Origin of the sequence: Legionella geestiana (genome assembly GCF_004571195.1) — a bacterium.
GTDB lineage: Bacteria > Pseudomonadota > Gammaproteobacteria > Legionellales > Legionellaceae > Legionella_B > Legionella_B geestiana.
Window position 1 is genome coordinate 1,447,944 of sequence record NZ_CP038271.1, and the last position, 22,950, is coordinate 1,470,893.

Consider the following 22,950-nt stretch of genomic DNA (forward strand, 5'->3'; position numbering starts at 1 on the left):
CGCTTCTCGAATTTTATTGACAAGGATGTGTCCAAATTTTATATTTCGCATGCATTTAGGCGTTTATTTTTTGAAATCTTCAATAGGATATCTGGACAGGAATCAGCGCCGTTCATGAGGGGGTTTTAAGTGCGCAAACGATTTTTACCGGCCTTGTTTTTATTATCCATGATAACCACATGCGCAGAAGTTGATATTTCTGTTCCTGGATTTCCACAGATAGCCGAGTTTTTCGGCGTCAGTGCCAGTCTCGTTCAGGCAACAATTACCTGGAACTTTTTAGGCTACTGTCTCGGTGCGCTTGTGTATGGGCCGCTTTCCGATTGTTTTGGGCGCAGAAGAATGATGGTGCTTGGCAACGCCCTTATGACACTCGGTGCCGTGGGCTGTTATTTTGCGCCGGATATTCATTGGCTTTTACTGTCCCGGCTTATTCAGGGCTTCGGCGCGAGCACGTCTGTTGTGCTGGTGTTCACCATGATTGCCGACCTGTATCAGGGTGAAAAGGCGATGAAGCTGATAGGTTTTATGAATGCCGCACTTTCCATCGTTATGTCGTGTGCGCCACTCATCGGCGGATTTATCAACGAGGCGCTTGGCTGGAAGGGAAATTACGGCGTGGTAGCGATTTTCAGCCTGATGACCTGGTTGCTGCTGCTGTTCTTCCTGCCCGAATCCCGGCAGGAATTTGACAGGCTTGATACGAGAAAGGTGATGAACGATTACCGCAGGCTGTTGACAAGCCCCCGCTTCCTCACCGCATCCATGGTGCCCAGTTTGATGTTCGCCGCTTACATGGCCTACATTGCAGCCAGTGCTTTTCTCTACATGGGTGCTTATGAGCTGACAACGCTGAAGTTTGTGATGCATCAGGCCGTTATTATCGCATCGTTCGCGGTAACGAGCATGCAGGTTGGTAAGATAATTCCCTATTTTGGACCGTTGAATACGGTCAGGTACGGGGTATTGCTCTCGTGCGCCAGCATGGCCGCCTTTGTCCTGTTGAGTATGGCTCATATCAGCTCGCCGTATCTGACGACACTCTGGATGTCACTCTTTTCCGTTGGGTTCGCGGCCTGTTATCCGGTGCTCTTCTCTAACTCCATGTCTGTTTATCCTGACATGCAGGGACCGGCATCTTCTCTTGTAATGAGCATGAGGGCGTTGTTAGTGACGATTTCTACTGGTGCTGCCGGCTATTTCTTTAACGGTCAGACCGTAACGGTCGCGCTGACGGTTGCCACAGGCGTTTTTGTTGCTGCCGGCTTCGCCTTCAGCTGGCTACAGTCTAACCAGCCGGCGCAAGAGCTTCGTTTGGCGTGAGTGCGGCTCCTTTAATGTCAACATGTGCCGTGCGGGGTGGTTCTATCCACTATCGGATTTTTAATCCCGATGCGTCAGGGGTACCATGCCTTGTTATCCATGGTGGCCCTGGCACCCCGCATCCATATCTGGTGCCCGTTTGCGTTACCGCCTCAGCCAGGAAACGATAGCGCGCTATTTGGGCACATTGAAAAAATATTGATAAAGGTGATATACTCTCTTTTTTTAAACACAGAGAGTGTATTATGACTTTTTTAGATGCCCTTAAAGAGGCGGCGAAAGACGCCTGGTATGATACCGTTATGCCGCTTGCGAGTGAAGAGCAGCGCAAAACCCGCTCCTTTAAAGACTACTTTCTGGCTGCGCATTTAGGCGTCCTCGCCATTATCCCGACCCTTGTTAACCTCGTGCGCCGCCCTCCGGCGTTTTTGCTTAATTTCATGGCCGAACTGATGTATCAGGGGCGTATGGCTCTGGAATCCCGCCTTGGGGATTATGCGTCTGCGTCACTTATATTGGCCTTTCCTGAAATAGCATTTCGTGCCACCGCGAGACTTTTTCGAATGGTTGTCTCGCCGGTAGAGAGTGTGTATGTCACTCAGCAGTGGATTAAGGATAACATGCCTCAAAACAGCTTGTTCAAACCTTACCTCACGGTTTTAAATGTCTTGTCTCACCTCGGTATGGCAGCGGTACTTTTTGCGATTTTTGTGGTTAACATCGCTATTCCGCCCCTCTGGATTATCTTGCCTGCTGGCGGCCTGGCAGCAACCATGTTTACCGATATTATGGAATTAAATGAGCAGGGCGTATTGTACAACATGTGGGCAACGGCAATACAGTCATTTGAAGGGCTGTTCACGCAAGATTTTACGCCGTGTACGACAGAGCCTCGTTTTGAGGCTGGTAAGCAGCATAAAACTGTAGAGCCACCTGCGGAGGATACAGTGCATTCGAGTCCGCTTCACTCGCCAGAGCCCGCAATCGAACCGACAGCGCCTTACAGCCCGCCCGGCATGTCTCCATCACGCGGCTCAGAGTGAGCCGCGAGTCATCGCTTAAGGTTTTTTGAGCGCGTCCGGGAGTTCAACGGGACGCGCGCTGGAGTAATTCACCCAGACAAGCTTACAGTGCCCCTCTGCCATCAGCGTGTCATTCTGGAAGAGAAAATGGCGCATGATGATGCTCGTGCGGCCCGGGTTTTCAAGGCGGCTCTTAAGGGTGAGGGTGGCGGGATAGACCACGGGCTTTAAAAAGGTACAGGCGGCCTCCACCACCACCGGGCCGCTTTCGCTGGTGAGGTTCATGCCCAGCTGGTGCAGCCAGTCAATGCGCGCTTCCTGAAAATAGTCAAAATAACGGGCGTTGTTCACATGCCCGAGCGCATCCATATCGCCCCAGGCGATGGCAAAGGTGAACTCGTGGATAAAGGTGTTATTCATTATGCAGACTTCCATCCATGGATATGGCGTGATTGATGGCACGTCCATATATTAAGTGGCAGAGGTATTTGTGCTCGGAATTGAAAAGAACATAACCCCTCCCGAAATAACGTATAACAGGCTCAGAACAATCTAAGTTAGCATATCTGAGCACGCTTCCATCGTCACGTTTTATTAGGGTCTGTTGACAATTGGTGACACGGCTGCAAACCACGTCAATTTGTCCAAATTTAACCTTGAGTTCGTTAAATAGAGCCGGCTATTCGCCTCACTCAAGATAAAATTTGGCCTAAATTGACGTGATTTTCGCTTCGCACCACCAAATGTCAACAGACCCTAGCAGAATTTAGATAATAATGAAAATCACGGAACCTGATAATCGACTCGAAATAAAAGATGGTTTGTGACTCCCAGTTTTAGCGCATTGATAACTTAAACTTTTGATCAACATACAAAACAGCCTGATTTTGGCTTATTGCCAGTTTGGGCTGGATATGCGGTAAAACCTTTTTTTAAGATATAAATGACATATGGTGGATATTTTTCTTCATCTATCCATGCATATCCATCATTTTTATCGCCTAAAGGCCGCATTGTTTCCACGTGCATAAAGTGGGTTTTGTTTATGACCTCCAGATAGTCCTCATGTGTCCAATAGTAGTCATATACTAAAACGTTGACATCAGAAAGCAGAACTTTGGCAATGTCCCCGCTTTTGAGATTTTTATTCTCCGGGAAATCAACATCCATTGTTAACCATTTTTTCTTGTACAGCTCTTCTGTTCCGGTAATAGAGATGAAAACCCCTCCCGGGGCTAAAACACGGTATATTTCATTAAAAACGTCAATCATCTCCGCTTTGGAGCCTATTTCAAACAGCACAAAACTGGAAAAAACAATATTAAAGCAGTTGTTATCATAAGGTAATTGAGCGCTTTGAATTAAGGTTAACGGTATATCTGTATGATTTGATGCTTCTTGTAACATATGTGGACAAATATCTACCCCCTCAACATCGAGTCCTGTTTCAGCCAGAAATAGTGTTGAGCAGCCCGTGCCACATCCATAATCTAACGTTTTTTTGCCTGAGGCGTGCTTGTTTATGAGCGCGGGAATATTTTTAAATGCAACGTGAGTGGTGCCGCCATTGTCCGCGATGGCATATTCTTTTGCTTTAAAAGAATAATCATTTAGTTTCATTTTTACTGCCTGAAATTTTTTCAATGTGGTCATGAAGGTCATTTGTTGACAATAGGTGGCGCGAAGCGAAAAGCACGTCAATTCAGGTCAAATTTTATCTTGAGTGAGGCGAATAGTCAGCTCTATTTAACGAGCTCAAGGTTAAATTTGGACAAATTGATGTGCTTTACAGTCGCGTCACCAATTGTCAACAGCCCCTCGTATAAGCGTTACAGCTCTGAATTATCGATAACGCATTCTTTGTGTCATGTAACTGTCCGAGGGCGTGTCCGCATTTCATGACAGGGCTGCAAACGGGGCGTTTTGGTGTCACATCATGAAATGCGGACGCGCCCTAAAAGCAAGATGCAAAATAGTGTTAAATGGCGTTCATTAGTGCAGTTTCGTAACCAGTATCGGTAACGCAGACCGCCGTGCAAAAGCGCGAGCCAGCACATAGAATGCATGTACGCCCGTCTGTGTTATCTGAATTTTTCTCTCATGATGCACCTGCATCGTATTGACTCAGGCTCCTTCTGGTATTCGAGCGTCTCCTCAGTATACAATGCCGCTCATGGAGCTCTCCGGCAATGATGGAGTTTGTGGCGTGAAAATAATTGCTCATCGCGGCGACAAGGCGCATGCCCCCGAGAATACGCTGGCGGCCTTTAGAAAAGCCAAAGAAAATGGTGCCACCTGTGTGGAGTTTGATGTGATGCTCACCCGCGACCGGGTTGCCATCATCATGCATGACGAAACGCTCAACCGCACCACCAATGGGGAGGGGCGCGTTGGTGAATGTGATGCAGACTACATTGCAGGCCTTGATGCCGGCTCGTGGTTTGGAGAGGCATTTACAGGCGAGCACGTGCCCACGCTCAAAGACGCCATCCTTCTTCTCAACGAACTTGAGCTGGATGCCAATATAGAAATCAAACCCTGCGGAGATGATGAAGCCCTTGCAAGGGACACTACCCGCGTTATCATCGATGAGGTGCGCACCCTGTGGAAGGGTAAAAATCCGCCGCTGCTCTCAAGCTTTGTGTACTCTTGTCTCCTTGAGGCACAGGAAGCAGCATCAGACCTTCCCCGCGCTCTTCTGATGGATGCATGGAGCGAAAACGCCATAGCGCTTGCCCGGGACAATCAATGTGTCAGCATCAATCTCAATGCAGACGTTTTAAACGCTGAGCGGGTGAAGCTTATTAAAAATGCGAATTTTGCCGTGTATGCCTATACGGTCAGAAACCGAGAGGTGGCACAGGCCCTCGAAGAGATGGGGGTAGACGCCATTTTCTGTGATGACCCGACGCTTCTGGCGCTCGAGCACCAGTCGCTCGAGCACCAGTCCTCCTCGAGTTATTGCGCAGTCATGTAGGGATACCCGACACGGATGAACATGAAACACACCTGGATGTTGTTCGCTCTCATTTTTGGGGGCGGCATGGTTATTTCCCCTTTCACCCATGCGGCTGTGGGTCGTGGCATGGTGGTAACCTCCCAGCATCTTGCCAGTACCGTGGGGCGTGACATCCTTAACGCAGGAGGCAATGCCGTGGACGCAGCCGTGGCTATTGGCTATGCGCTCGCGGTCGTTGAGCCCTGCTGCGGTAATCTTGGCGGCGGCGGGTTTATGGTGATTCACCGCAAAAATGGTGAGAACCTGGTCATTAACTTTCGCGAAACCGCCCCTCAAAAAGCTGTTCCTGCCCGATTTTTTGATGCAAAGCGTGCGCCTGTTCCTGAGCGGTTGCGAGAAGGCGGGCTTTCGGTGGCCACACCAGGCACCGTGATGGGGCTTGAGATAGCACGCGAGAAATACGGCACTTTTTCACGCGAGCGCCTCCTCGCGCCCGCCATTGCGCTCGCTGAAAAGGGTTTTATCCTGACTGCCGGCGATGTCAAGCTCATTGCTGACAGCTGGGAGGGCTTGAAAAAAAGTGCAGCGGTACGTGCTGTTTTTGGTGAGAGGCTGCCAGGCGTTGGTGAGCGCCTTGTGCAGTCTGACCTTTCAAAGACTCTGAAAACCCTTGCAAAAGAAGGCAGCAGCGCTTTTTATACCGGGTCAATTGCAGCTGCTATCGTGAAAAGCAGCGAGCGTCACGGTGGCCTGCTTCAGCTTTCAGATTTTAGCGCTTATCGCGCGCAAGTGCTGTCGCCACTGGTCTGTGAATACCGGGGCTTTACCGTAATAACGACCCCGCCTCCCAGTTCCGGCGGTGTGGTGTTGTGTGAAATGCTGAAAATTCTTGAGCCTTATCCGCTTGCAAAATCCGGCTTCAGACAGCCCGGGGGTACCCGAGAGATACTGGAAGCCATGCGTGCGGCCTATGCCGACAGGGTTCAGCTTGGCGACCCGGATTTTGTTAAAAATCCAATTGATATGCTGCTCTCTCCAGCACATATCAAGGCGGTGCGTGCGCGTATGGATTCAACGGCCCCCCGGCAACCGGCTCTACATCCTGTCGGGAATGAGCGCGCAGAAACCACGCATTATTCCGTGGTTGATGCCGAGGGTAATGCGGTTGCCGTTACTTATACCCTGAACGGGTATTTTGGTGCTAAAGAAATTGCCGAGGGCACCGGGATTTTTTTGAACAACGAAATGGATGATTTTACCCTCACCCCAGGGGTCGCAAATGAATTTGGCCTGATTCAGGGGGAAGCCAACGCCATCGCGCCCGGAAAGCGGCCACTGAGCTCCATGACGCCAACGGTGGTGCTGAAAGACGGCACACTTTTTATGGTGCTCGGGGCGCCAGGCGGCTCTACCATTCCTACACAGGTGCTCGAAACGCTTATCAACGTGATTGATTATGGCCTGTCCTTAACGCTCGCTGTTGATGCTCCGCGCTTTCACATGCAGTGGCGTCCCGATGTGGTCTTTGTGGAACGGGGCGCTTTTTCAGAAAACACCCTCAAAACCCTGCGCGACTGGGGATATCGTTTTGAGGAGCAGTCTCCCTGGGGCACGCCACTCTGGGGTGCCGTTGCCGCCATCGCGTATTACCCCAAATTGCAGCGTCTGGTTGGAGCGATTGACAAGCGCCGACCAGCGGGGGCGGTCATGGAGAGTGATGTGCAGTCACGATAACTCCACCGGGTCGACATCCACGCTCCAGCGCACACCCGATAGTGCGCGTGCGGGTGGCAGGGTGTTGCGCAAATGTGCCAGTGCTTCATGAAGCGAGCGGCGGGCAGGGGCGCGCAGCAGCAATTGCAGGCGATGCTGGTGAGCCTTGCGAGAGAGAGGGGCGGGCGCCGGACCCATGATTTCCAGGGCGGGGTGTTGCAGGAGTTTGCGTGCTTGGTGCAGAAAAGCGAGAACCGGAGCAGCCTCACGCCCCTCCGCCCGCAGAAGGGCCAGATACTGATAGGGCGGCAAAAGCCCCTCGCGCCGCTCGCTGAGCAGTCTTTCGGCAAAGGCTTCATACCCCTCGCGCACGAGCAAATTCAGCAGCGGATGCTGTGGGAAGTGCGTTTGAATCAAAACTTCGCCGGCAAGCGCTTCACGTCCGGCACGCCCCGCAACCTGCGTCAGCAGCTGTCCAAAACGTTCGGTTGCGCGAAAATCAGGATTTTGCAGGCCATTGTCAGCGTCCAGAATCACAACAAGCGTCAGCCCCGGGAAATGATGCCCCTTGGCCAGCATCTGCGTGCCGACACAAAGCTGCGTTTCTCCCTGAAGAATCTTTTCAAGATGTGCTTCCAGTTCGCCTTTTCTGCGGACTTCATCACGGTCAATGCGTGCCATGGATACGTTCGGAAAGCAGGTTTGAAGATAATCAAAGACGCGCTGCGTGCCATTGCCTACCGGCACAAGATCCATGCTCTGGCAATCAGGGCAGGCAGAGGGAATGCGCGCACTCGCGCCGCAATGGTGGCACTGGAGGCGATGGGATTTGCGGTGCAGGGTCAGGTGGCTGTCGCAGGCTCTGCAATCGGCCATCCAGCCGCACTCATGGCAAAGCATCACTGGCGCGAAACCACGGCGATTAATAAAGACGAGCACCTGCTGCCCGCGCTCGAGGTGTTCGCGAATGCGCGCGAGTGTCGGTTTGGCAAGGCCATGCTCGAGCGGGAGGCTGCGAATATCCTGTATGCAAAAGCGTGTGGGTGCTGTACTTTGCGCGCGTTGAGTCAATGTCAGCCGTTGATACTTCGCACGCGTGGCATTATAGAGGCTTTCAAGGCTTGGGGTGGCCGAGCCAAGGATAATGGGGATGGAAAGCTGGCGTGCGCGCCAGAGTGCCACATCGCGGGCGGAGTAACGCACACCGTCCATTTGCTTGAGGGAGGTGTCGTGTTCTTCATCAATCACGATAAGCCCCGGATTTTGCAGGGGCACAAACACCGCCGTTCGCGTACCGATAATAAGGCGCGCCCGCCCGTCACGCGCGTGCAGCCATGCCCGGCGCCGCTCACCTTCACTTAAACTCGAGTGTAAGACCACCATGGATTCTTTAAAACGCCCGGCAAAACGCGCGAGCAGCTGTGGTGTCAGTCCGATTTCAGGCACGAGCACAAGCGCCTGCTGCCCGCGGGCCAGCACGTCCGCAATCACCTGCAGATACACTTCTGTTTTACCGCTGCCAGTCACCCCCTGTAAAAGAAAGCTCTCAAAGCGACCAAAGGCCTTGCGTACGCTATCGATGGCGATCGTCTGCTCGGGATGCAGCAGCGGCGGTGGATGTGCTTTCGCGCTGATGACCGGTGGGTATTCGGTGCGGGTTTCGGTGTGTAAGAGAGCGGCGTCTTTAAGGCGCATGATGAGGGTCTGATTAAAGCCCGCGGCCAGGATGGCGCTTTGAGTCACGGAGGTCGCCTGCGCGGCAAGCCAGTCAATGAGCGCGTGTTGACGGCCTGCGCGCGCCGGAATTTTTGCGTGCGCGTCAACGGTGTTTAATGCAAGTGTCACGTGTTCTGTAATTTCGGCCGCAGCAGCATGCCCTTCACGCAAATGTTTGGGCAGTGCCAGGGGAATAACGGCTGACAGCGGTGACTGATAATAACCCGCCGCCCACTCGCAAAGTCTCAGCACATCTTCAGGCATACAGGGGGTCGTATCGAGCGTTTGTTCAATGGCTTTAAGGGCTTTGGGCGCGCAATCGGCATCCCCTTCTCCAAGCACGATACCGATGCGGGTTTTGTTGCGAAACGGCACCAAAACCCGCGCGCCTCGCAAAGGCGGCTCACCAGTCGCCAGATAATCAAACGCGTCATGGTGCGTGTTGGGGACACACACTTTGATGACGCGCATTTAGCCGCGCTTCCAGCGATGGCTGGCGCACTGACCAGGTGCTGAAAACACCTTAATGACAAGCTCTTCGATGCGGTGCCTTTCAAGTTCCGCGGCATCGGCAATGAGCTCCTGTACAAACCAGCGCGAGAGTTCTTCGACGGTGATATTGCAAAGCGGCATCAGTGTCACGTCCTCTTTTAAAAAGGGCATGGTTTTACCGTTAAAGGTGAAATAATGGTATTCCTCGTCTTCGCGGTGACTGAGATAGGGGGAAAACTGTGGCATCAGAAAAGTCTGGTTGACCCTGCGGCACAGGGTGTGAATACGCTCTTTGTAATAGCGGTAGTCAAAGGTCATGCCATTGTCTTCAACCCAGGTGGTGAGAGCGAGATAAACGTTATATTGATGCCCGTGCAGCGGTTCGCGTTCAGTGGCAGAAAAGATGGTCGTGTGGCCGGCGGCGAACTTCATTGATTCTTTTTGCAGTTCAACCGTTGTCAGATAACGTTTCATGGTTCAGGCTCGCGCGTTTGTCAAAAGAATGAAAGCCTCTGAGAGGCATCGAATAATCCCGGGTCAGCGCCATCACTTTAAAAAGCTCCCCCATTTCACCGGGCATCAGGAGCTGGCGCACGGCCATGGAGGTCGCGAGATTACCATCAGGAGGCGATTCCTGAAGAATGTCGAGCAGCCCTGCATTCACAAGAAAGGCGGCTTGACTGGTAAAGCCCGCAACGGTAAGCCCCGCGTTATTTGCCGCTTCAGCCACGTGCGTAAAATCCACGTGCGCGGTGATGTCTTCATCTCCAGGATGTGCCAGCGGGTTGGTGTGGGCCTGGTGGCGCCAGTGACACATCAGTGTACCGGTATGGCGGTCGGGATGGTAGTATTCATGACGCGGGAACCCGTAATCAATGATAATTACCACGCCCCGTTCCAGTAATTCGTGGCAGGCTTGCATCCAGCCGTCTATATGCAGATTCACCTCCGAAAGATAAGGCGGCGTGAGCGGTGGCAGGCGTTTTTGCACGTGTGCCTGAAGCCTTTCATGGGTACAGGGCAGAAAAATTTCCTTAAGCGCATCCTTTTCATCGAGCGTCACATGGCTTTCAAGAAGGCCTTCATGCGTCTGTAAAAAACGGTGCACGGGCATGGCATCGAGCACTTCATTGGCAAGCACAATGCCCTTCAGAGGCTTCTCGGGCAGGGTGAGGTGCCAGTGCACGCGCCCGGCGAGATGCGGGATTTCGTCACGGATACGCGCCTCCTGGCGCGCACGCAGAGTGGGGCTTATTTCAAGAATGTGATAGGCTTCTGGCAGCGCATCCAGGTGTTCAAGAGCCATGAGGATGTCAACGCAGAGCGCGCCACTGCCGGCGCCAAACTCGAAAATCGCGCCGTTGCCGAGTTCGTTTAAAATGTCGGCGCACTGGCGCGCGAGGGTTTTGCCAAAGAGGGTGCTGATTTCAGGAGCCGTAACAAAGTCGCCTTCTTTCCCGAGTTTGGGCAGGTCGGCGGTATAATAGCCAAAATGCGGCGAGTAAAGTGCGGCCTGCATGTAGTCGGCAAACGGCAGAGGACCCTTTTCCCGCACGGTGCGGCGCAGGGTTTCAAGCAGAGACATGAAAAAATCCGTACAAAAGGGGAACAATACCGTGAAATCGTCCAACACACAAGAGGCGCCAGTGGTGCTGATAACGGGAGCGGCACGCCGCATTGGGGCCGCCATCGCGCGCCTCTTTCATGCAAGGGGCTGGCGCGTGGCGCTGCATTGTAATACCTCTAATAAAGAGGCTGAAGTGCTGGGGGACGCACTTTGCGAAGAGCGCGCGGCAAGCGCCTGGGTGTTAAGGGCTGACTTATGTGACGCAGAAGCCGTATCGAGACTGATACCCGAGACGCTTGCCCTGTGTGGACGTCTGGATGTGCTCGTGAATAATGCCTCGCGTTTTCTGCGCACGGAAGATGCGAACAGTAAAGCGTTTCAGGAGATGTTCGCGCTGCATGTCACCACGCCCTGGACCCTTGCCATGGCCGCCCGCGATGCCTTAAGCCGCACAAAGGGGGCGATTATTAATCTGACGGATATTCACGCAGAGAAGCCGCTTAAAGAGTATGGCCTTTACTGCCAGACCAAGGCGGCGCTTAAGATGCAGACCATGGCGCTCGCAAAAACCCTGGCGCCTGATATACGCGTTAACGCGGTCGCCCCTGGCGCCATTGCCTGGCCCGAAGGCGATAATGCGCTCGATGAGGCGAAGAAAGCCGCCATCATCGCCAAAACGCCCCTTGCACGCCACGGCGACCCGCAGTTTATTGCCGAAGCCGTGTTCATGATGGCCACCAACCGCTTCATCACCGGCCAGTCGCTTGCAGTGGATGGGGGAAGGAGTCTTGGATAAAAATCATCCGATAAGTTTTCGCTCCTTGGGTTAGGGTGTTTCCAATGCAGAAAATATTCAGCATGATAAACCGCATTCCGCACCACCTTGCACTGGATGCCTTGCCCGCACCATCCCCTTCCCATTAAGATGAGCCTTTGTATTTTCGTGAAACGTGATGAAATTCATTGGCAGGATGCAGGTTTTCATAGGGGTGTGGCTGTTTAGCATACAGGTTGTGTGGGCTGATGCCTGGTATACCGGTACGCTGCTGGCACAGCCTGGCATTAATACGCCAAAGGGGCAGTTTGTCGTAACGCCCTATGTTTTGTGGACGCGTGCGCTTGGAACGTTTGACCAGAATGGCGTCAAGCAATCCGAGTTGCCTTACCGCTCCATGAACCCCGCAATGCAGTTTTCATTTGGCCTTACAGAGCGCATTGATGCCCTGCTTCTTTTCCAGTATCAGGAAAACCGCACACTGGGGTATCGTTATGGGGATACGGGCGACCCTCAGGTGCTGCTTGGGTATCAGGTGTATGCTTCTCCTAAAAACGGTTTTTTTTCGCCAAGCATCAGAATCTATGTGCAGGAGACTTTTCCGCTCGGGCGTTTTGACCGGGCATCCGAGGAAAAAAATCTGGTGGAAATTACCGGGGCCGGCGCCTGGCAGACGCAGATTGGCATGAACCTCGAAAGTCTTCAGCCTCTCTGGAATGATCATGTCCTTCACAGTGTACTGACACTCTCGGTCAACGCGGCACCTGCCGTTTTTGTTGTCGGGCCCAATGCTTATGGAGGCGGGATAGATGCCCGTGGCTGGGCGCGACCAGGAATGGAATTCTTAAACATCTGGGCCAATGAACTGACCCTCACGCAACGCTGGGCGCTCTCGCTGGAGTGCGCATGGCTTTACAGCGACAGCAACGCCTATCGCGGTTATCCCGGGCGGGCATCGACCGGGCGTCGCGCAAAAATAGACCGCTCCCCGGGCTATCAAATTTCGGTGCTTCCAGGCATTGAATACAATTTTACGCAAAATCTCGGGCTGCTCTTCAGCACCTGGTACACGCCGGTTGGACGCAATAGCTCGCGCTTTACGTCCGCCTTTGTGATGCTGAATTATTCCATCGCCTGAGCCGACTGCAGCCGTTCAAGCACGTCTCGAAGGCGCGCCTCGTCGCGGTAATGAATGACCAGCGTGCCATTCCCTTTTTTGCCCGCTCGCAGTACTACCCTTGTGTCGAGTGCACGAGATAGCGCCTGCATTTCTGTCTTGAAGGCTTTGGAGAGGTCGGGTTTGGGCAGTGAGGAAGCAGGAGCCACGCCATCGCGTACCCGTGCAACCAGGCGTTCGGTTTCGCGCACCGACAGCTGGCGCGCTATCACCAGTGTGGCCACTTCAGCCTGCTGTTCACTGGCAAGCATCAAGAGTGCGCGCGCATGCCCCATGTCAATGTCGCCATTTTCGAGGAGCTTTTGCACCGGCTGTGCGAGTGTCAGGAGCCGCAAATGGTTACTCACGGCCGCACGCGATTTACCCACCAGTTCGGCCACCTGTTGATGGGTGAGGGAAAATTCACTGGTCAGACGCCCAAGCGCACGCGCTTCATCAAGCGCGTTTAAGTCTTCGCGCTGCAGGTTTTCAACGAGTGCAATCACCATCGCGGTTTCATCGTCACACTCGCGAATGACCACCGGCACTTCAGTCAGGCCGGCGCGTCTGCAGGCACGCCAGCGGCGTTCGCCGGCAAGAATTTCATGACGGCCATCCTTGAGCGGACGCACCACGAGTGGCTGCAACAGCCCCTGCTGGCGAATGGACTGCGCAAGTTCTTCAAGGCGCGCCTCGTCCATATCGCCGCGCGGCTGATATTTTCCAGGCTGCAGGGCATCAATCGAAAGTGTGGCTCCCGATGGCGCAGCTGCTGAAGTTTCGGCATGTATCGGGAGCGGGGTATTGCCAAGCAACACGGAGAGATTACGCCCAAGGCCACCACGTTTTACAGTCATTATGGATTATTCCTTTGTTTTGGCTAAAGCCTGCGTGCGCTCAAGGACTTCCTCGGCAAAGACCATGTAAGCACGTGCGCCGAGCGAGGATTTGTCATAAAAAAGTACCGGCATGCCGTGACTTGGCGCTTCGGCAAGGCGAATGTTGCGTGGGATGACCGTACGATACACCCGTTTGCCAAAATGCTCGAGGAGTTGTTTGGACACTTCCTGACCAAGGCGGTTGCGGGCATCATGCATGGTGCGCAAAATGCCCTCAAGCTGCAGGCGCGGATTGACCGATGACTGAATTTGCCCAATCGTTGACATCAATGCAGCAAGTCCTTCGAGTGCGTAATATTCACACTGCATGGGCACAATCACGGAATCGGCGGCTACAAACGCGTTGATGGTGAGCGTGTTGAGTGCCGGCGGGCAGTCAATGAGGATGAAATCATACCGGGAGGCAATCGGTTGCAGAGCCTTAAATAAAAAGGTTTCACGGTGCGGCTGCTCCATGAGGCTGACTTCCGCGACCGTTAAGTCGCCGTTTGCCGGAATGAGGTCAAAGCCCGCGGCGGTGGTGAGGGAGGCCTGCTCAGCCAGGCAGTCGCGCAGCAGGACGTCATTGGTGGTATGCACCAGCGCGTTCTTATCAACGCCAGAGCCCATGGTGGCGTTGCCCTGGGGGTCGAGGTCGACCAGTAAAATCTGCTGATGACTGGCGGCCAGTGAGGCGGCAAGGTTGATGGCCGTTGTGGTTTTGCCCACGCCGCCCTTCTGGTTGGCAATGGCGATGACTTTTGTCATGGTGATTCCTGATTCCCGTTGTGAATGCGTATGACGGAGCGCTCGGCATCCAGCCCTGGTACCCGATAGCGTGTAATCTCAAACGCCGCGGGGATGGCCGCAAGTTCTTCATCAGTGGGTCGCCCTTTCATGGCAAGCCACTGACCATCATCCGCCACAAGGTGGCGGGTCCAGTCCAGTAGTTCCTCGATGGTGCAGAGCGCTCGACAGGTTACTGTATCAAATCGCACGTCGGCCTGCCATGCTTGTGCGCGCGCATGCACGACACTCACGTTCGCAAGTTTAAGTACCCGGCGCGCCTCTTGCAGAAAACGGGTTTTTTTGCCATTGCCATCGAGGAGCGTGATATTCCAGTCAGGGCGTGCAATGGCGAGCATCAGCCCCGGGAGTCCGGCACCACTGCCGACATCGATGATGCGCCTCCCCTGAATCATTGGGAGAATCGCGAGACTGTCGAGGATGTGGTGCGACACGACCTCCTCGAGCTGGTCGATAGCGGTCAGATTATAGGCGCGGTTCCAGTGCAGCAGCAGCTGCGCCCAGGTGAGCCAGGGGGCGGGGTCTTGTGACAGTCCAAGGGCGCTTAAGCCTTGAGAGAGCAGGGTTTCAGCCGTCATGCCATTATCCGGTGTTTTTTAAGGTGCACGAGCAGACGCGAGAGTGCTGCCGGTGTCATGCCGGCGATGCGCCCGGCCTGTGCGATGGAAGCCGGGCGAATCTGCGTGAGTTTTTGTACCACTTCACTTGAAAGCCCTGATACCCCGGCGTAATCCAAATCAGGCGGCAGGCGCGTGTCTTCAAGTTTTTTAAGGCGTGCGATTTCCGCGTTCTGACGTTCAATGTAGCCCGCGTATTTGACATCAATTTCCACCTGCTCGGCAACATCGTTTGCTACCGCCGGCAGTTCAAGCGCATCCACGGCCTGCAAATCCTGATAGCGGATTTCCGGGCGCTTTAACACATCCAGCGCGCGGGTGTCCTGCGTAAGTGGCGTTTCCAGTGCCGCAATACTGGCCGAATGCGCGACCCGTACAAAACAGCCGGCAAGACGCTTTTGCGTATCAGCGATGGCTTCACGCTTTTCGCAAAAAGCCTGCCAGCGCGTGTCATCGACAACGCCAAGGCCACGCCCGGTTTCGGTCAGGCGTAAATCGGCGTTATCTTCGCGCAGTTTCAGGCGGAATTCGGCGCGTGAGGTAAACATGCGATAGGGCTCCTGCGTACCGCAGGTGATGAGGTCGTCAATGAGCACGCCGATGTAGGCCTCATCGCGCCCGGGGCTCCACATTTCACGCTCTTTCACAAGGCGTGCGGCGTTAATCCCGGCGATAATGCCTTGAGCGGCGGCTTCTTCATAGCCGGTGGTGCCGTTTATTTGACCTGCAAAAAACAGGTTTGAAAAGGCTTTGGTCTGGAGAAAACGCGTCAGACCGCGCGGGTCAAAATAATCATATTCAATGGCATAGCCCGGGCGCGTAATGTGTGCGTTTTCAAAGCCTTTGATGGTGCGCACAAAGGCGCACTGGACTTCAAAAGGCAGGCTTGTAGAAATGCCGTTGGGGTAGATTTCATGGGTGGTGAGCCCTTCGGGTTCGACAAAAATCTGATGCGAGAGCTTATCGGCAAAACGTACCACCTTGTCTTCAATGGAGGGACAGTAGCGCGGGCCAACGCCTTCAATGACACCGGCATACATCGGCGACTGATGCAGGTTGGCCTGAATGATGGCGTGTGTTGCTTCCGTGGTGTGGGTAATGAAGCAGGGCACCTGCTGCGGATGGTCTTCAGCCTTTCCAAGAAAGGAGAACACCGGAACCGGAGTGTCACCTGGCTGCACGCTCATTTGCGTATAATCGAGGCTGCGCCCGTCTATGCGCGGCGGTGTGCCGGTTTTAAGACGTCCCACGGGAAGCGACAGTTCACGAAGACGCACGGAAAGCGCGTTCGAAGGCGGGCAGCCAGCTCGACCCCCGGCCAGCTGCTGCATGCCAACGTGAATGCGCCCGCCAAGAAAAGTGCCCACAGTCAGCACGATGGCGCGTGCCTGAAGTCTGAGGCCTGTTTGGGTAATGACGCCGGTAACGCGCTCGCCCGTGACCTCAAGGTCATCGACTGACTGCTGAAAGAGCGTCAGATTCGGCTGGGTCTGGAGGATTTCGCGAATGGCCTGGCGATAGAGCACCCGGTCAGCCTGGGCGCGCGTGGCGCGAACAGCAGGCCCCTTGGAGGCATTGAGCATGCGAAACTGGATGCCGGCCAAGTCTGCCGCGCGCGCCATCGCACCTCCAAGCGCATCAACCTCGCGTACAAGATGACCCTTGCCGATGCCGCCAATGGCGGGATTACAGGACATTTGTCCGAGTAAATCCATGTTATGCGTTAAGAGCAGCGTCTCAGCACCCGCCCTTGCGGCGGCAAGAGCCGCTTCAGTGCCTGCGTGTCCTGCGCCCACCACAATGACATCGTATTGCTTATTGAGATCCATGAAAGACTAAAACCTGTTCAACAAAGGGTGCAATTATACACTTTTTTACGGCGTTGCTTAAAGACTGATTAGAGTCTTATAAAGCATAAAAACCATTAACCATGTTCATCCAGGGTATAAAGCCCCTGTTCAATGTCGATGGCCGGGGTAAACCGAAGTATTTCCTGCGCTTTTTTCGGGCATCCGCAGGAAAGACGAATGTCTTCAGCGCGTGGAGGCTCGTATACAACCGGTACTTCCCGGTTAAATCTTCGCATCATGTATTGAGCGAGTTGATTAATGCTCGTGGTTTTTCCGGTACTGACGTTGAAAACACCAGAGAGCGCCGGCGGCGTATTTGCGGCCTTAATCAAGGCACATACCACATCACTGACGTGGACGAAATCGCGCAATTGTTCCCCGTCACCGTAAATGGTCAGAGGTTTTCCCTGCAGAAGGTTTTTGCGAAAGGCCGCGATGACGCCGCTGTAAGGACTTGAATCACGCTGCAGGGGGCCATAAACGTTGAAAAAGCGCAGTCCAATGGAGGGTATTCCAAAGCATTTTGCGAGCATGCCCGCATAAATTTCATTGACCAGTTTATCGGCACCATAAGGCGAAATGGGAGCCGGCATCATGGCTTCCGTAAGCGGAAGCGGCGTAATTTCTCCGTAAACGGCACATGATGAGGCATATACGGTCTTAATGGGGCGCCCGGTTGATTTAATTGCATTGAGTACAGCATTAAAGCCGTCAACATTATTTTGGTGGCTAAAAAGCCAGTCGCGTTTGCATTGCACCACATTAAGAATGGCGGCAAGATGAAAGCAGGTATCCACGTTTTGCAGGCATTCGCGCACCGTTTCACGTGAGAGAAGGTCGGCCTCAACGAAGGTACATCCTTCGAGTGGCTGAGAAGTCTGGGGCGGCTGTTTGTCGAGTACCGTGACGTTTACGTCCATTGCGCGCAGCGCATGAACGAGGTGTGTGCCGATAAAACCACAACCGCCTGTTACCAGTGCATGTTTCATCATCTTATGACTCCCTGCCGTTTGTATCAGACGCTGATGCGATACTTGTGAGTATAGACACTCAGCCAGCGTTTGGCAGAAGGCTCGTCTTTTCATCATCAGAGAGACTGACATCATCCGGTGCCGGCAGGGCGGGGACTGGCGCAGGGGTGAGGTTATCGAGATACTGTAAAAACGCTTCTTCATCAAATTCCGGGTGAGGTTCTCGTTCCGGCTGCAGTTGCTTAATAAGTGTGCTGCCTGCCAGTGCGAGCAGCAGGATGCCGACCACCACGCCGATAGAGATGCCAAACGGGAGATACACCGTACCGGCAAAAAGTGCCAGCGGCAGGATAAGGTCGACCAGTGTCGAGTAGACAAGATCGATAGTGCGATACTGTATCAGGGCATACTGGTACTCAACTTCCGCGAGCTGCTGGTGCATTTCAAGCCAGGCCACTCTTTTGGCGTTGTCATCCGTATCGTGTGCAAAAATCAGGGCACGCTGGCGTTCTGCCTCGGCCCTTGCAATGCCGGCCTCTTCATAAGCCCGGTAAATGTTAACGAGCCGCGTTAAGGCTTCATTCAAGGTGTTGAGGGCAAGGCAGAGCGAGGCGCCCGCGAGGGGCGCCATAAAGGCCATGATACAGAATGCCCCCGTGAGCTGTGCCGCATAGGCAAATTTTAGAGCGAGCTGCAGGCGATTGTATTTACGGTCACGCTCGCGGGTTTCAAGGGCGCGTTGAAGCTCAGCGATTGCCAGAGCAAGCTCAAGTTGCTCATCCTCATCCTCGCTTGCCGCATAACGCTCCTGCAACGCAAGAATATCCTGCTGATATTGAACGCACTGGCGCAGAAGTTTAGCCTCTTCCTCGGCAAGCTCCCAGATGCTCATCAGGGTATCAAAAAGCAGCAGGCCTGCCGTCAGGATATTCGCCTGACGAATCCGTAAATCACTGCCCTTCAGCCAGAAAAAACAGGCCATGTTGGCAGGCGCCCAGAGGAGGTCATTCATGATGCCAAACTTGCGCTCATCAAGCTGCAGCAGCAGGCGCTCCATCGGGTCAATGGCTTTTTCTTCCTCACTCATCCAAAAGCCCGGGATGAGGTGGCGAAAGACCAGTCCAAGTTCCATGGCCAGACGGAAATAATAGAGGGTAAAGCTCATATAGCCGGTGACCTTCGATACCTGCTCGAGGTCTTTTTTCATTTGCAGTTTATAGAAATAATCAAGCGGCAGCTTCTCAAAGATTTCGAACAGCAGGCTGCTGCCCCAGACCCAGTAGAGGCGGCGTTCGTTGATGTTGGCAATCCAGCGGCGCAGGGTTACGGTAACAGCATCAAACCAGTTAGGAATGGCATCAAGCGCCTGTATCCCGGTGGCTTCGGCCAGTTCGTGAATACGGTCTGCGAGAAATTTTCCAAGTGCAAACCCCATGTAAACAGCGGGCTTTTCTTCGGGAATTTGCGTGCCCTCGAGCCTTGCCACGTGTCGCGCACACGCCCACATTTTTTCGCGGTAGTCCGCAAGGTTCTGGTTTCGCCCCTCAGACGTATCAATCTGATACTGCAGATGCAGCAGATAAAAAGTGAACTTTAACCGCTCGGCACGCACTTTTTTACGCGCCTCAGGCAGCAGGCGGTAGAGTGCCGGATTTTCCTGCTCAAGGAGCGATTCGTACCATGGCAGCAGGTGTTTGATGTCCTGGCGAAAGGCATAAGGAGGCGGTGTTTCCTCGATAAGGGGTTTTTCCTCGAGCCCACTGTCGTGAGCGGGCTTATCATCGTGAAGTTCTTTTGGCGCCAGGTTGTCCTGAGGCGCACCATCCCCTTCATCTTCATCAGCAACCGCTGCGGGAAGTGCTTCTTGTTCGATGCCCTCGTTTGGCAGCGGCTTGCCGTTTTTCATCGGCTCCATGGGCACGGCATGCTGCTTTATCCAAAGCCTGAAGGAGTCCTCGACTGTTCGCTTTGAGGTCTCATCCAGGTTGAAAAAAGACGTGCGCATTACAAAGGCCATGGCCTTGCCCCCAGCCGGCATCATGTGCAGGCATGCTAAATTTATCGTACATTATGTGTTAATTTATAACACAGGATGTCTTTAAGGGGCAAGGTGTTTGAAAAATTTAGCAGGCTTGTCTCGCAATGAAAGGCATTAATACCACGCCTGTGTGCCATCTCTATCGGTAACGCAGACGGGCACGCAGACGTTCGCGTGAATGACGCGCGAGCGCAGCGGTTTGATTTTTTACAGTGCGCCTGCCTTTTGCATCTCAGCCTGGTAAAACACTTCGGCAATACGCATCGTCAAAGCGTTCAATGTCATCTTCACCGAGGTAGTTGCCGCTTTGCACTTCAATGACAAAAAGTGGCTCTTCTCGCGTGTTACTGAGGCGATGGAGGGTGCGTTTAGGAATGTAGGTCGACTGGTTAATGCCAAGACGCAGAGTTTTACTGTCGTTGACAACTTCAGCCTCACCGCCCACCACCACCCAGTGTTCGGCGCGGTGCTCATGGCGCTGCAGGGAGAGCCTCGCCCCGGGTTTCACCATCAGGCGTTTGACTTTGAACGCTTCTCCCTCGGCGAGCACTTCGTAATATCCCCAGGGGCGGGTGACGCGGTGCGGGTCGTGGAGAAAGCGGTGATGGTCAATGCTCAGGGTCTGAACGAGATCTTTTACCTGCTGCGCGTGCGTTTTATCCGCAACAAGAACCGCATCGCGTGTTGCGATGACGATATGGTCTTGAAGGCCCAGTGTCGTGACAAGGGTTTCTTCGCTTTGAATCAGGCAGTTGCGGGAGTTGTGCGCGACCACATTACCGCGCAGGGTATTGCCGCTTGCATCCGTATCCCCGGCCTCAGCAACGGCGCGCCAGCAGCCAAGGTCGCTCCAGCCCATGCTGGCCGGCACCACCACGACATCCCGTGCTTTCTCCAGCACGGCGTAGTCGAAGGATGCATTCTCGCATTGTGCAAACGCGCCCTTGTCGAGGCGCAAAAAATCATGGTGGCGCTGACCCTGATAAAAAGCGTCCTCAGCTCGCGCGAGGAGTTCGGGCGCGTGCTCGCGCAGCGCATTCAGACAGACGCCGGCGCGCACGGCGAGCATGCCGCTGTTCCAGAGAAAATCACTCCCTGCAAGCAGACGCTCAGCCTGCGCGCGGTCTGGTTTTTCAACAAAACGCGATACGGCATACACGCCCTCGCCACAGGCGGCAGCCTTTCCAATATAACCATAGGCGGTTGCCGGGTATTCAGGCTGCATGCCAAAGGTCACCAGAGCGTCATGGGTACTCGCAAAGCGTAAGGCTTTCTGCATGGCATCGGTAAAGGCAGGTGTGTCGGCAATGGCGTGGTCAGAGGGTAAAACCAGCATCAGGGCATCTTCGCCGCCGCGCTCAGCCGCTGCCAGCGCGCTCGCCGCGATGGCAGGTGCGGTGTTGCGCCCGCCTGGCTCAAGCAGATAGAAGGGGACCGGGTTCACGCCTTCGAGCTGTTCCTGACAAAGAAAATAATGCGCCTCATTACTGACGACAAAAAGCCCGTCAGGATTAAGCGCGCCAACGCGCGCCGCAGTTGCCTGAATGAGTGAGTTTAAGCCGTTAAGGCGCAGAAACTGTTTGGGATAATTGGTACGCGACAGTGGCCAGAGCCTTGTACCGGAGCCGCCGGCCAGAATGACGGGAAAAAGAGGCGCCACCGGATACCCCCGCTTAAGCATAAGAAAATGGGAAATTCTACCGCATTCTGGTTGCGTGTCGCAAACTGCGTTTGACAATCCCTGGTTGGCTGGAACGCCTCCTGATTCACTTTGCCATACACCAGATCTGATTATAACTCTGCAGCTGAGGTGGTCCCAGTTGTCCAGACAGCCTCTGTATCACATGTTCTGTGCTGTTTTTTTTATAAAGTTAAAGCGCTATCAGATGACGTTTTCTCCATCCATTGTGTGCAGATTTCTTTTACTTTTAATTGAATCAGCTCCTGAGGGGCATTCGATATAGATTGAAAGAAAACCCCTTTGAAAAGATTATGCAGCAGACTATCGCTATCTTTAGAAGACAGGAGTTGTTTTAGCAATTCCGTGTTATCGTCTGTCGATTTACATAAAAGCTCAAATAAATCACGTTCCATGTTGCACAACATGGTATAAAGATTTTCAGTGAAAGCAGAATTAATTTTATTTTCGAAATCATAGGGCAATAAGAAAAACCCCGATGCTTTTTTTGAAATTTCTTGCAATTTATTAGTCACTGATTGACCAAAAATTTCCCCCAATGCTTTCGTTAGAGGCAAAGCCAGATCATAACCTGGTCCAACTTCAACAATTTCAGCACTCAAAAAAGACTCCGTAACACAACGAATGTAGAGGTTATAGTGTCTTCCTGGATTCAGGTGTTCAAGTGTATTGCAAGGAATCGTATAGTCTTCACGTCGCGAGGAATAAATGTCTTCTCTTTGGCCACCTCGATGTAGAATCGAAAAATGTTGTCTGGATGGCCTGAATAAGACCGCTTTTAAAGTGAGGCTATTGATATCAGTTAGACTATTAAATGTCATACAATCAAACGACTTTCTTTCAGACTGAAGGCGACAAGCAACCGGTTGAGAAGTTTTCTCAGGCATCTTGGTTAAGTCCACAGTGTGGATACATTTGCTACCCAAATAAATATCTATGCTTCCTACATGAGCACCACGATACGCTTTTTGACCTTCCCACATAATTTTGATGGAGGAGCTTGGGGAATGACGGACTTTTTCTATATCTTCACGTGAAGCGGCCATTGGAATAATTCCGGGATTTAAAAATGCAGAATGATACCTGGCTGAATTAATTTTGTCAATAAAGTTTACTAAATTATCTTATGGGTCTTCTATTGGTCACCCGTAATCTGGCACCGGATAAAATGAGCGGTCAGGGTTGCGCTATTCGTGGCGAATATGAGCAGGCAAACTCCGCCGTGCACCGCCCACGGCTTTACACCAGTGCCCATTTATTTTCCTGTTATCCCATTTTTTATCCAAAAGTCGGTATAAGTGCAGCTTAAAGCATTTTCACAGGTAAAATGATATGCTCTTGCCCTGAAAGATCACCCTGTTTTGAGA

General features: G+C 53.2%; 19 protein-coding genes. 6 read left to right on the forward strand and 13 right to left on the reverse strand.

What is annotated here, in order from left to right; translation table 11 throughout:
- Window positions 1-168: 168 nt before the first annotated feature.
- Together E4T54_RS06380 and E4T54_RS06385 are read left to right on the forward strand one after the other, a co-directional pair.
- Window positions 169-1,323: a multidrug effflux MFS transporter gene (locus E4T54_RS06380; protein WP_135100400.1), complete on the forward strand. Its 1,155-nt coding sequence runs from the start codon at window positions 169-171 to the stop codon at window positions 1,321-1,323.
- 245 nt (window positions 1,324-1,568) lie between these two features.
- Entirely contained in the window at window positions 1,569-2,366 is a 798-nt protein-coding gene (locus E4T54_RS06385; RefSeq protein ID WP_028385595.1) for a hypothetical protein, read from the forward strand.
- A 15-nt stretch (window positions 2,367-2,381) separates the two neighbouring features.
- Here E4T54_RS06385 and E4T54_RS06390 read toward each other — a convergent pair whose 3' ends face one another.
- Both E4T54_RS06390 and E4T54_RS06395 read right to left on the reverse strand, forming a co-directional pair.
- Complete coding sequence (locus E4T54_RS06390; RefSeq protein ID WP_028385596.1) at window positions 2,382-2,765, reverse strand: acyl-CoA thioesterase; 384 nt, start codon at window positions 2,763-2,765, stop codon at window positions 2,382-2,384.
- A gap of 444 nt (window positions 2,766-3,209) precedes the next feature.
- Complete coding sequence (locus E4T54_RS06395) at window positions 3,210-3,998, reverse strand: class I SAM-dependent methyltransferase (RefSeq protein WP_028385597.1); 789 nt, start codon at window positions 3,996-3,998, stop codon at window positions 3,210-3,212.
- Between the two features lie 553 nt (window positions 3,999-4,551).
- Here E4T54_RS06395 and E4T54_RS06400 point away from each other — a divergent pair.
- Together E4T54_RS06400 and ggt are read left to right on the forward strand one after the other, a co-directional pair.
- Window positions 4,552-5,322 (forward strand): glycerophosphodiester phosphodiesterase family protein, encoded by a 771-nt coding sequence (locus E4T54_RS06400; RefSeq protein WP_162150874.1) that lies wholly within the window; start codon window positions 4,552-4,554, stop codon window positions 5,320-5,322.
- Between the two features lie 21 nt (window positions 5,323-5,343).
- The gene (gene ggt, locus E4T54_RS06405) at window positions 5,344-7,038 is read left to right on the forward strand and encodes a gamma-glutamyltransferase (protein WP_162150875.1); all 1,695 of its coding nucleotides are present in this window, start codon (window positions 5,344-5,346) and stop codon (window positions 7,036-7,038) included.
- Here the strand turns inward: ggt and E4T54_RS06410 are convergent.
- From E4T54_RS06410 to E4T54_RS06420, 3 genes are read right to left on the reverse strand one after another with little or no spacing between them, the layout of a single operon-like run.
- A complete protein-coding gene (locus E4T54_RS06410) occupies window positions 7,030-9,204 on the reverse strand; it encodes a primosomal protein N' (protein WP_028385598.1) in 2,175 nt (724 codons plus the stop codon). The genes ggt and E4T54_RS06410 overlap by 9 nt on opposite strands.
- A complete protein-coding gene (locus E4T54_RS06415) occupies window positions 9,205-9,699 on the reverse strand; it encodes a 6-pyruvoyl trahydropterin synthase family protein (protein ID WP_028385599.1) in 495 nt (164 codons plus the stop codon).
- The gene (locus E4T54_RS06420) at window positions 9,674-10,810 is read right to left on the reverse strand and encodes a class I SAM-dependent methyltransferase (RefSeq protein ID WP_028385600.1); all 1,137 of its coding nucleotides are present in this window, start codon (window positions 10,808-10,810) and stop codon (window positions 9,674-9,676) included. The genes E4T54_RS06415 and E4T54_RS06420 overlap by 26 nt, the downstream gene beginning before the upstream one ends.
- Between E4T54_RS06420 and E4T54_RS06425 the strand changes: the two genes are divergently transcribed.
- Window positions 10,809-11,588: a pteridine reductase gene (locus tag E4T54_RS06425; RefSeq protein WP_081776679.1), complete on the forward strand. Its 780-nt coding sequence runs from the start codon at window positions 10,809-10,811 to the stop codon at window positions 11,586-11,588. The genes E4T54_RS06420 and E4T54_RS06425 overlap by 2 nt on opposite strands.
- A gap of 175 nt (window positions 11,589-11,763) precedes the next feature.
- Complete coding sequence (locus E4T54_RS06430) at window positions 11,764-12,705, forward strand: hypothetical protein (protein ID WP_135100401.1); 942 nt, start codon at window positions 11,764-11,766, stop codon at window positions 12,703-12,705.
- On the opposite strand, the gene E4T54_RS06435 is transcribed toward E4T54_RS06430, so the two are convergent.
- The 8 genes from E4T54_RS06435 to E4T54_RS06465 all read right to left on the reverse strand — a co-directional run bounded on the left by E4T54_RS06435 (window position 12,690) and on the right by E4T54_RS06465 (window position 22,629).
- On the reverse strand, window positions 12,690-13,580 hold the full coding sequence (locus E4T54_RS06435) for a ParB/RepB/Spo0J family partition protein (protein WP_028385603.1): 891 nt from the start codon (window positions 13,578-13,580) through the stop codon (window positions 12,690-12,692). The two genes, E4T54_RS06430 and E4T54_RS06435, sit on opposite strands and share 16 nt — an antisense overlap.
- 6 nt (window positions 13,581-13,586) lie before the next feature.
- A complete protein-coding gene (locus E4T54_RS06440; RefSeq protein WP_028385604.1) occupies window positions 13,587-14,369 on the reverse strand; it encodes a ParA family protein in 783 nt (260 codons plus the stop codon).
- Window positions 14,366-14,986, reverse strand: a complete 621-nt coding sequence (rsmG, locus tag E4T54_RS06445) for a 16S rRNA (guanine(527)-N(7))-methyltransferase RsmG (protein ID WP_028385605.1) — start codon at window positions 14,984-14,986, stop codon at window positions 14,366-14,368. The genes E4T54_RS06440 and rsmG overlap by 4 nt, the downstream gene beginning before the upstream one ends.
- Window positions 14,983-16,854, reverse strand: a complete 1,872-nt coding sequence (gene mnmG / locus E4T54_RS06450) for a tRNA uridine-5-carboxymethylaminomethyl(34) synthesis enzyme MnmG (protein ID WP_028385606.1) — start codon at window positions 16,852-16,854, stop codon at window positions 14,983-14,985. Before mnmG ends, rsmG begins: the two co-directional genes overlap by 4 nt.
- A 95-nt stretch (window positions 16,855-16,949) precedes the next feature.
- Entirely contained in the window at window positions 16,950-17,867 is a 918-nt protein-coding gene (locus E4T54_RS06455) for an NAD-dependent epimerase/dehydratase family protein (RefSeq protein ID WP_028385607.1), read from the reverse strand.
- 58 nt (window positions 17,868-17,925) lie between these two features.
- On the reverse strand, window positions 17,926-19,887 hold the full coding sequence (locus E4T54_RS12010; RefSeq protein ID WP_162150876.1) for a hypothetical protein: 1,962 nt from the start codon (window positions 19,885-19,887) through the stop codon (window positions 17,926-17,928).
- Between the two features lie 229 nt (window positions 19,888-20,116).
- Window positions 20,117-21,544, reverse strand: coding sequence for a mannose-1-phosphate guanylyltransferase/mannose-6-phosphate isomerase (locus E4T54_RS06460; RefSeq protein ID WP_238582837.1), 1,428 nt, complete (start codon window positions 21,542-21,544; stop codon window positions 20,117-20,119).
- 203 nt (window positions 21,545-21,747) lie between these two features.
- Entirely contained in the window at window positions 21,748-22,629 is an 882-nt protein-coding gene (locus E4T54_RS06465; protein ID WP_028385610.1) for a hypothetical protein, read from the reverse strand.
- Window positions 22,630-22,950 lie beyond the last annotated feature (321 nt).

Excerpts from the sequence above, each read along its gene's own strand:
- E4T54_RS06380 (WP_135100400.1), top strand. The coding sequence starts at position 169 with ATGATAACCACATGCGCAGAAGTTGATATTTCTGTTCCTGGATTTCCA.
- E4T54_RS06385 (WP_028385595.1), top strand. The coding sequence starts at position 1,569 with ATGACTTTTTTAGATGCCCTTAAAGAGGCGGCGAAAGACGCCTGGTAT.
- E4T54_RS06390 (WP_028385596.1), bottom strand. The coding sequence starts at position 2,765 with ATGAATAACACCTTTATCCACGAGTTCACCTTTGCCATCGCCTGGGGC.
- E4T54_RS06395 (WP_028385597.1), bottom strand. The coding sequence starts at position 3,998 with ATGACCACATTGAAAAAATTTCAGGCAGTAAAAATGAAACTAAATGAT.
- ggt (WP_162150875.1), top strand. The coding sequence starts at position 5,344 with ATGAAACACACCTGGATGTTGTTCGCTCTCATTTTTGGGGGCGGCATG.
- E4T54_RS06410 (WP_028385598.1), bottom strand. The coding sequence starts at position 9,204 with ATGCGCGTCATCAAAGTGTGTGTCCCCAACACGCACCATGACGCGTTT.
- E4T54_RS06415 (WP_028385599.1), bottom strand. The coding sequence starts at position 9,699 with ATGAAACGTTATCTGACAACGGTTGAACTGCAAAAAGAATCAATGAAG.
- E4T54_RS06425 (WP_081776679.1), top strand. The coding sequence starts at position 10,809 with ATGAAAAAATCCGTACAAAAGGGGAACAATACCGTGAAATCGTCCAAC.
- E4T54_RS06420 (WP_028385600.1), bottom strand. The coding sequence starts at position 10,810 with ATGTCTCTGCTTGAAACCCTGCGCCGCACCGTGCGGGAAAAGGGTCCT.
- E4T54_RS06430 (WP_135100401.1), top strand. The coding sequence starts at position 11,764 with ATGCAGGTTTTCATAGGGGTGTGGCTGTTTAGCATACAGGTTGTGTGG.
- E4T54_RS06435 (WP_028385603.1), bottom strand. The coding sequence starts at position 13,580 with ATGACTGTAAAACGTGGTGGCCTTGGGCGTAATCTCTCCGTGTTGCTT.
- E4T54_RS06440 (WP_028385604.1), bottom strand. The coding sequence starts at position 14,369 with ATGACAAAAGTCATCGCCATTGCCAACCAGAAGGGCGGCGTGGGCAAA.
- rsmG (WP_028385605.1), bottom strand. The coding sequence starts at position 14,986 with ATGACGGCTGAAACCCTGCTCTCTCAAGGCTTAAGCGCCCTTGGACTG.
- mnmG (WP_028385606.1), bottom strand. The coding sequence starts at position 16,854 with ATGGATCTCAATAAGCAATACGATGTCATTGTGGTGGGCGCAGGACAC.
- E4T54_RS06455 (WP_028385607.1), bottom strand. The coding sequence starts at position 17,867 with ATGATGAAACATGCACTGGTAACAGGCGGTTGTGGTTTTATCGGCACA.
- E4T54_RS12010 (WP_162150876.1), bottom strand. The coding sequence starts at position 19,887 with ATGATGCCGGCTGGGGGCAAGGCCATGGCCTTTGTAATGCGCACGTCT.
- E4T54_RS06465 (WP_028385610.1), bottom strand. The coding sequence starts at position 22,629 with ATGGCCGCTTCACGTGAAGATATAGAAAAAGTCCGTCATTCCCCAAGC.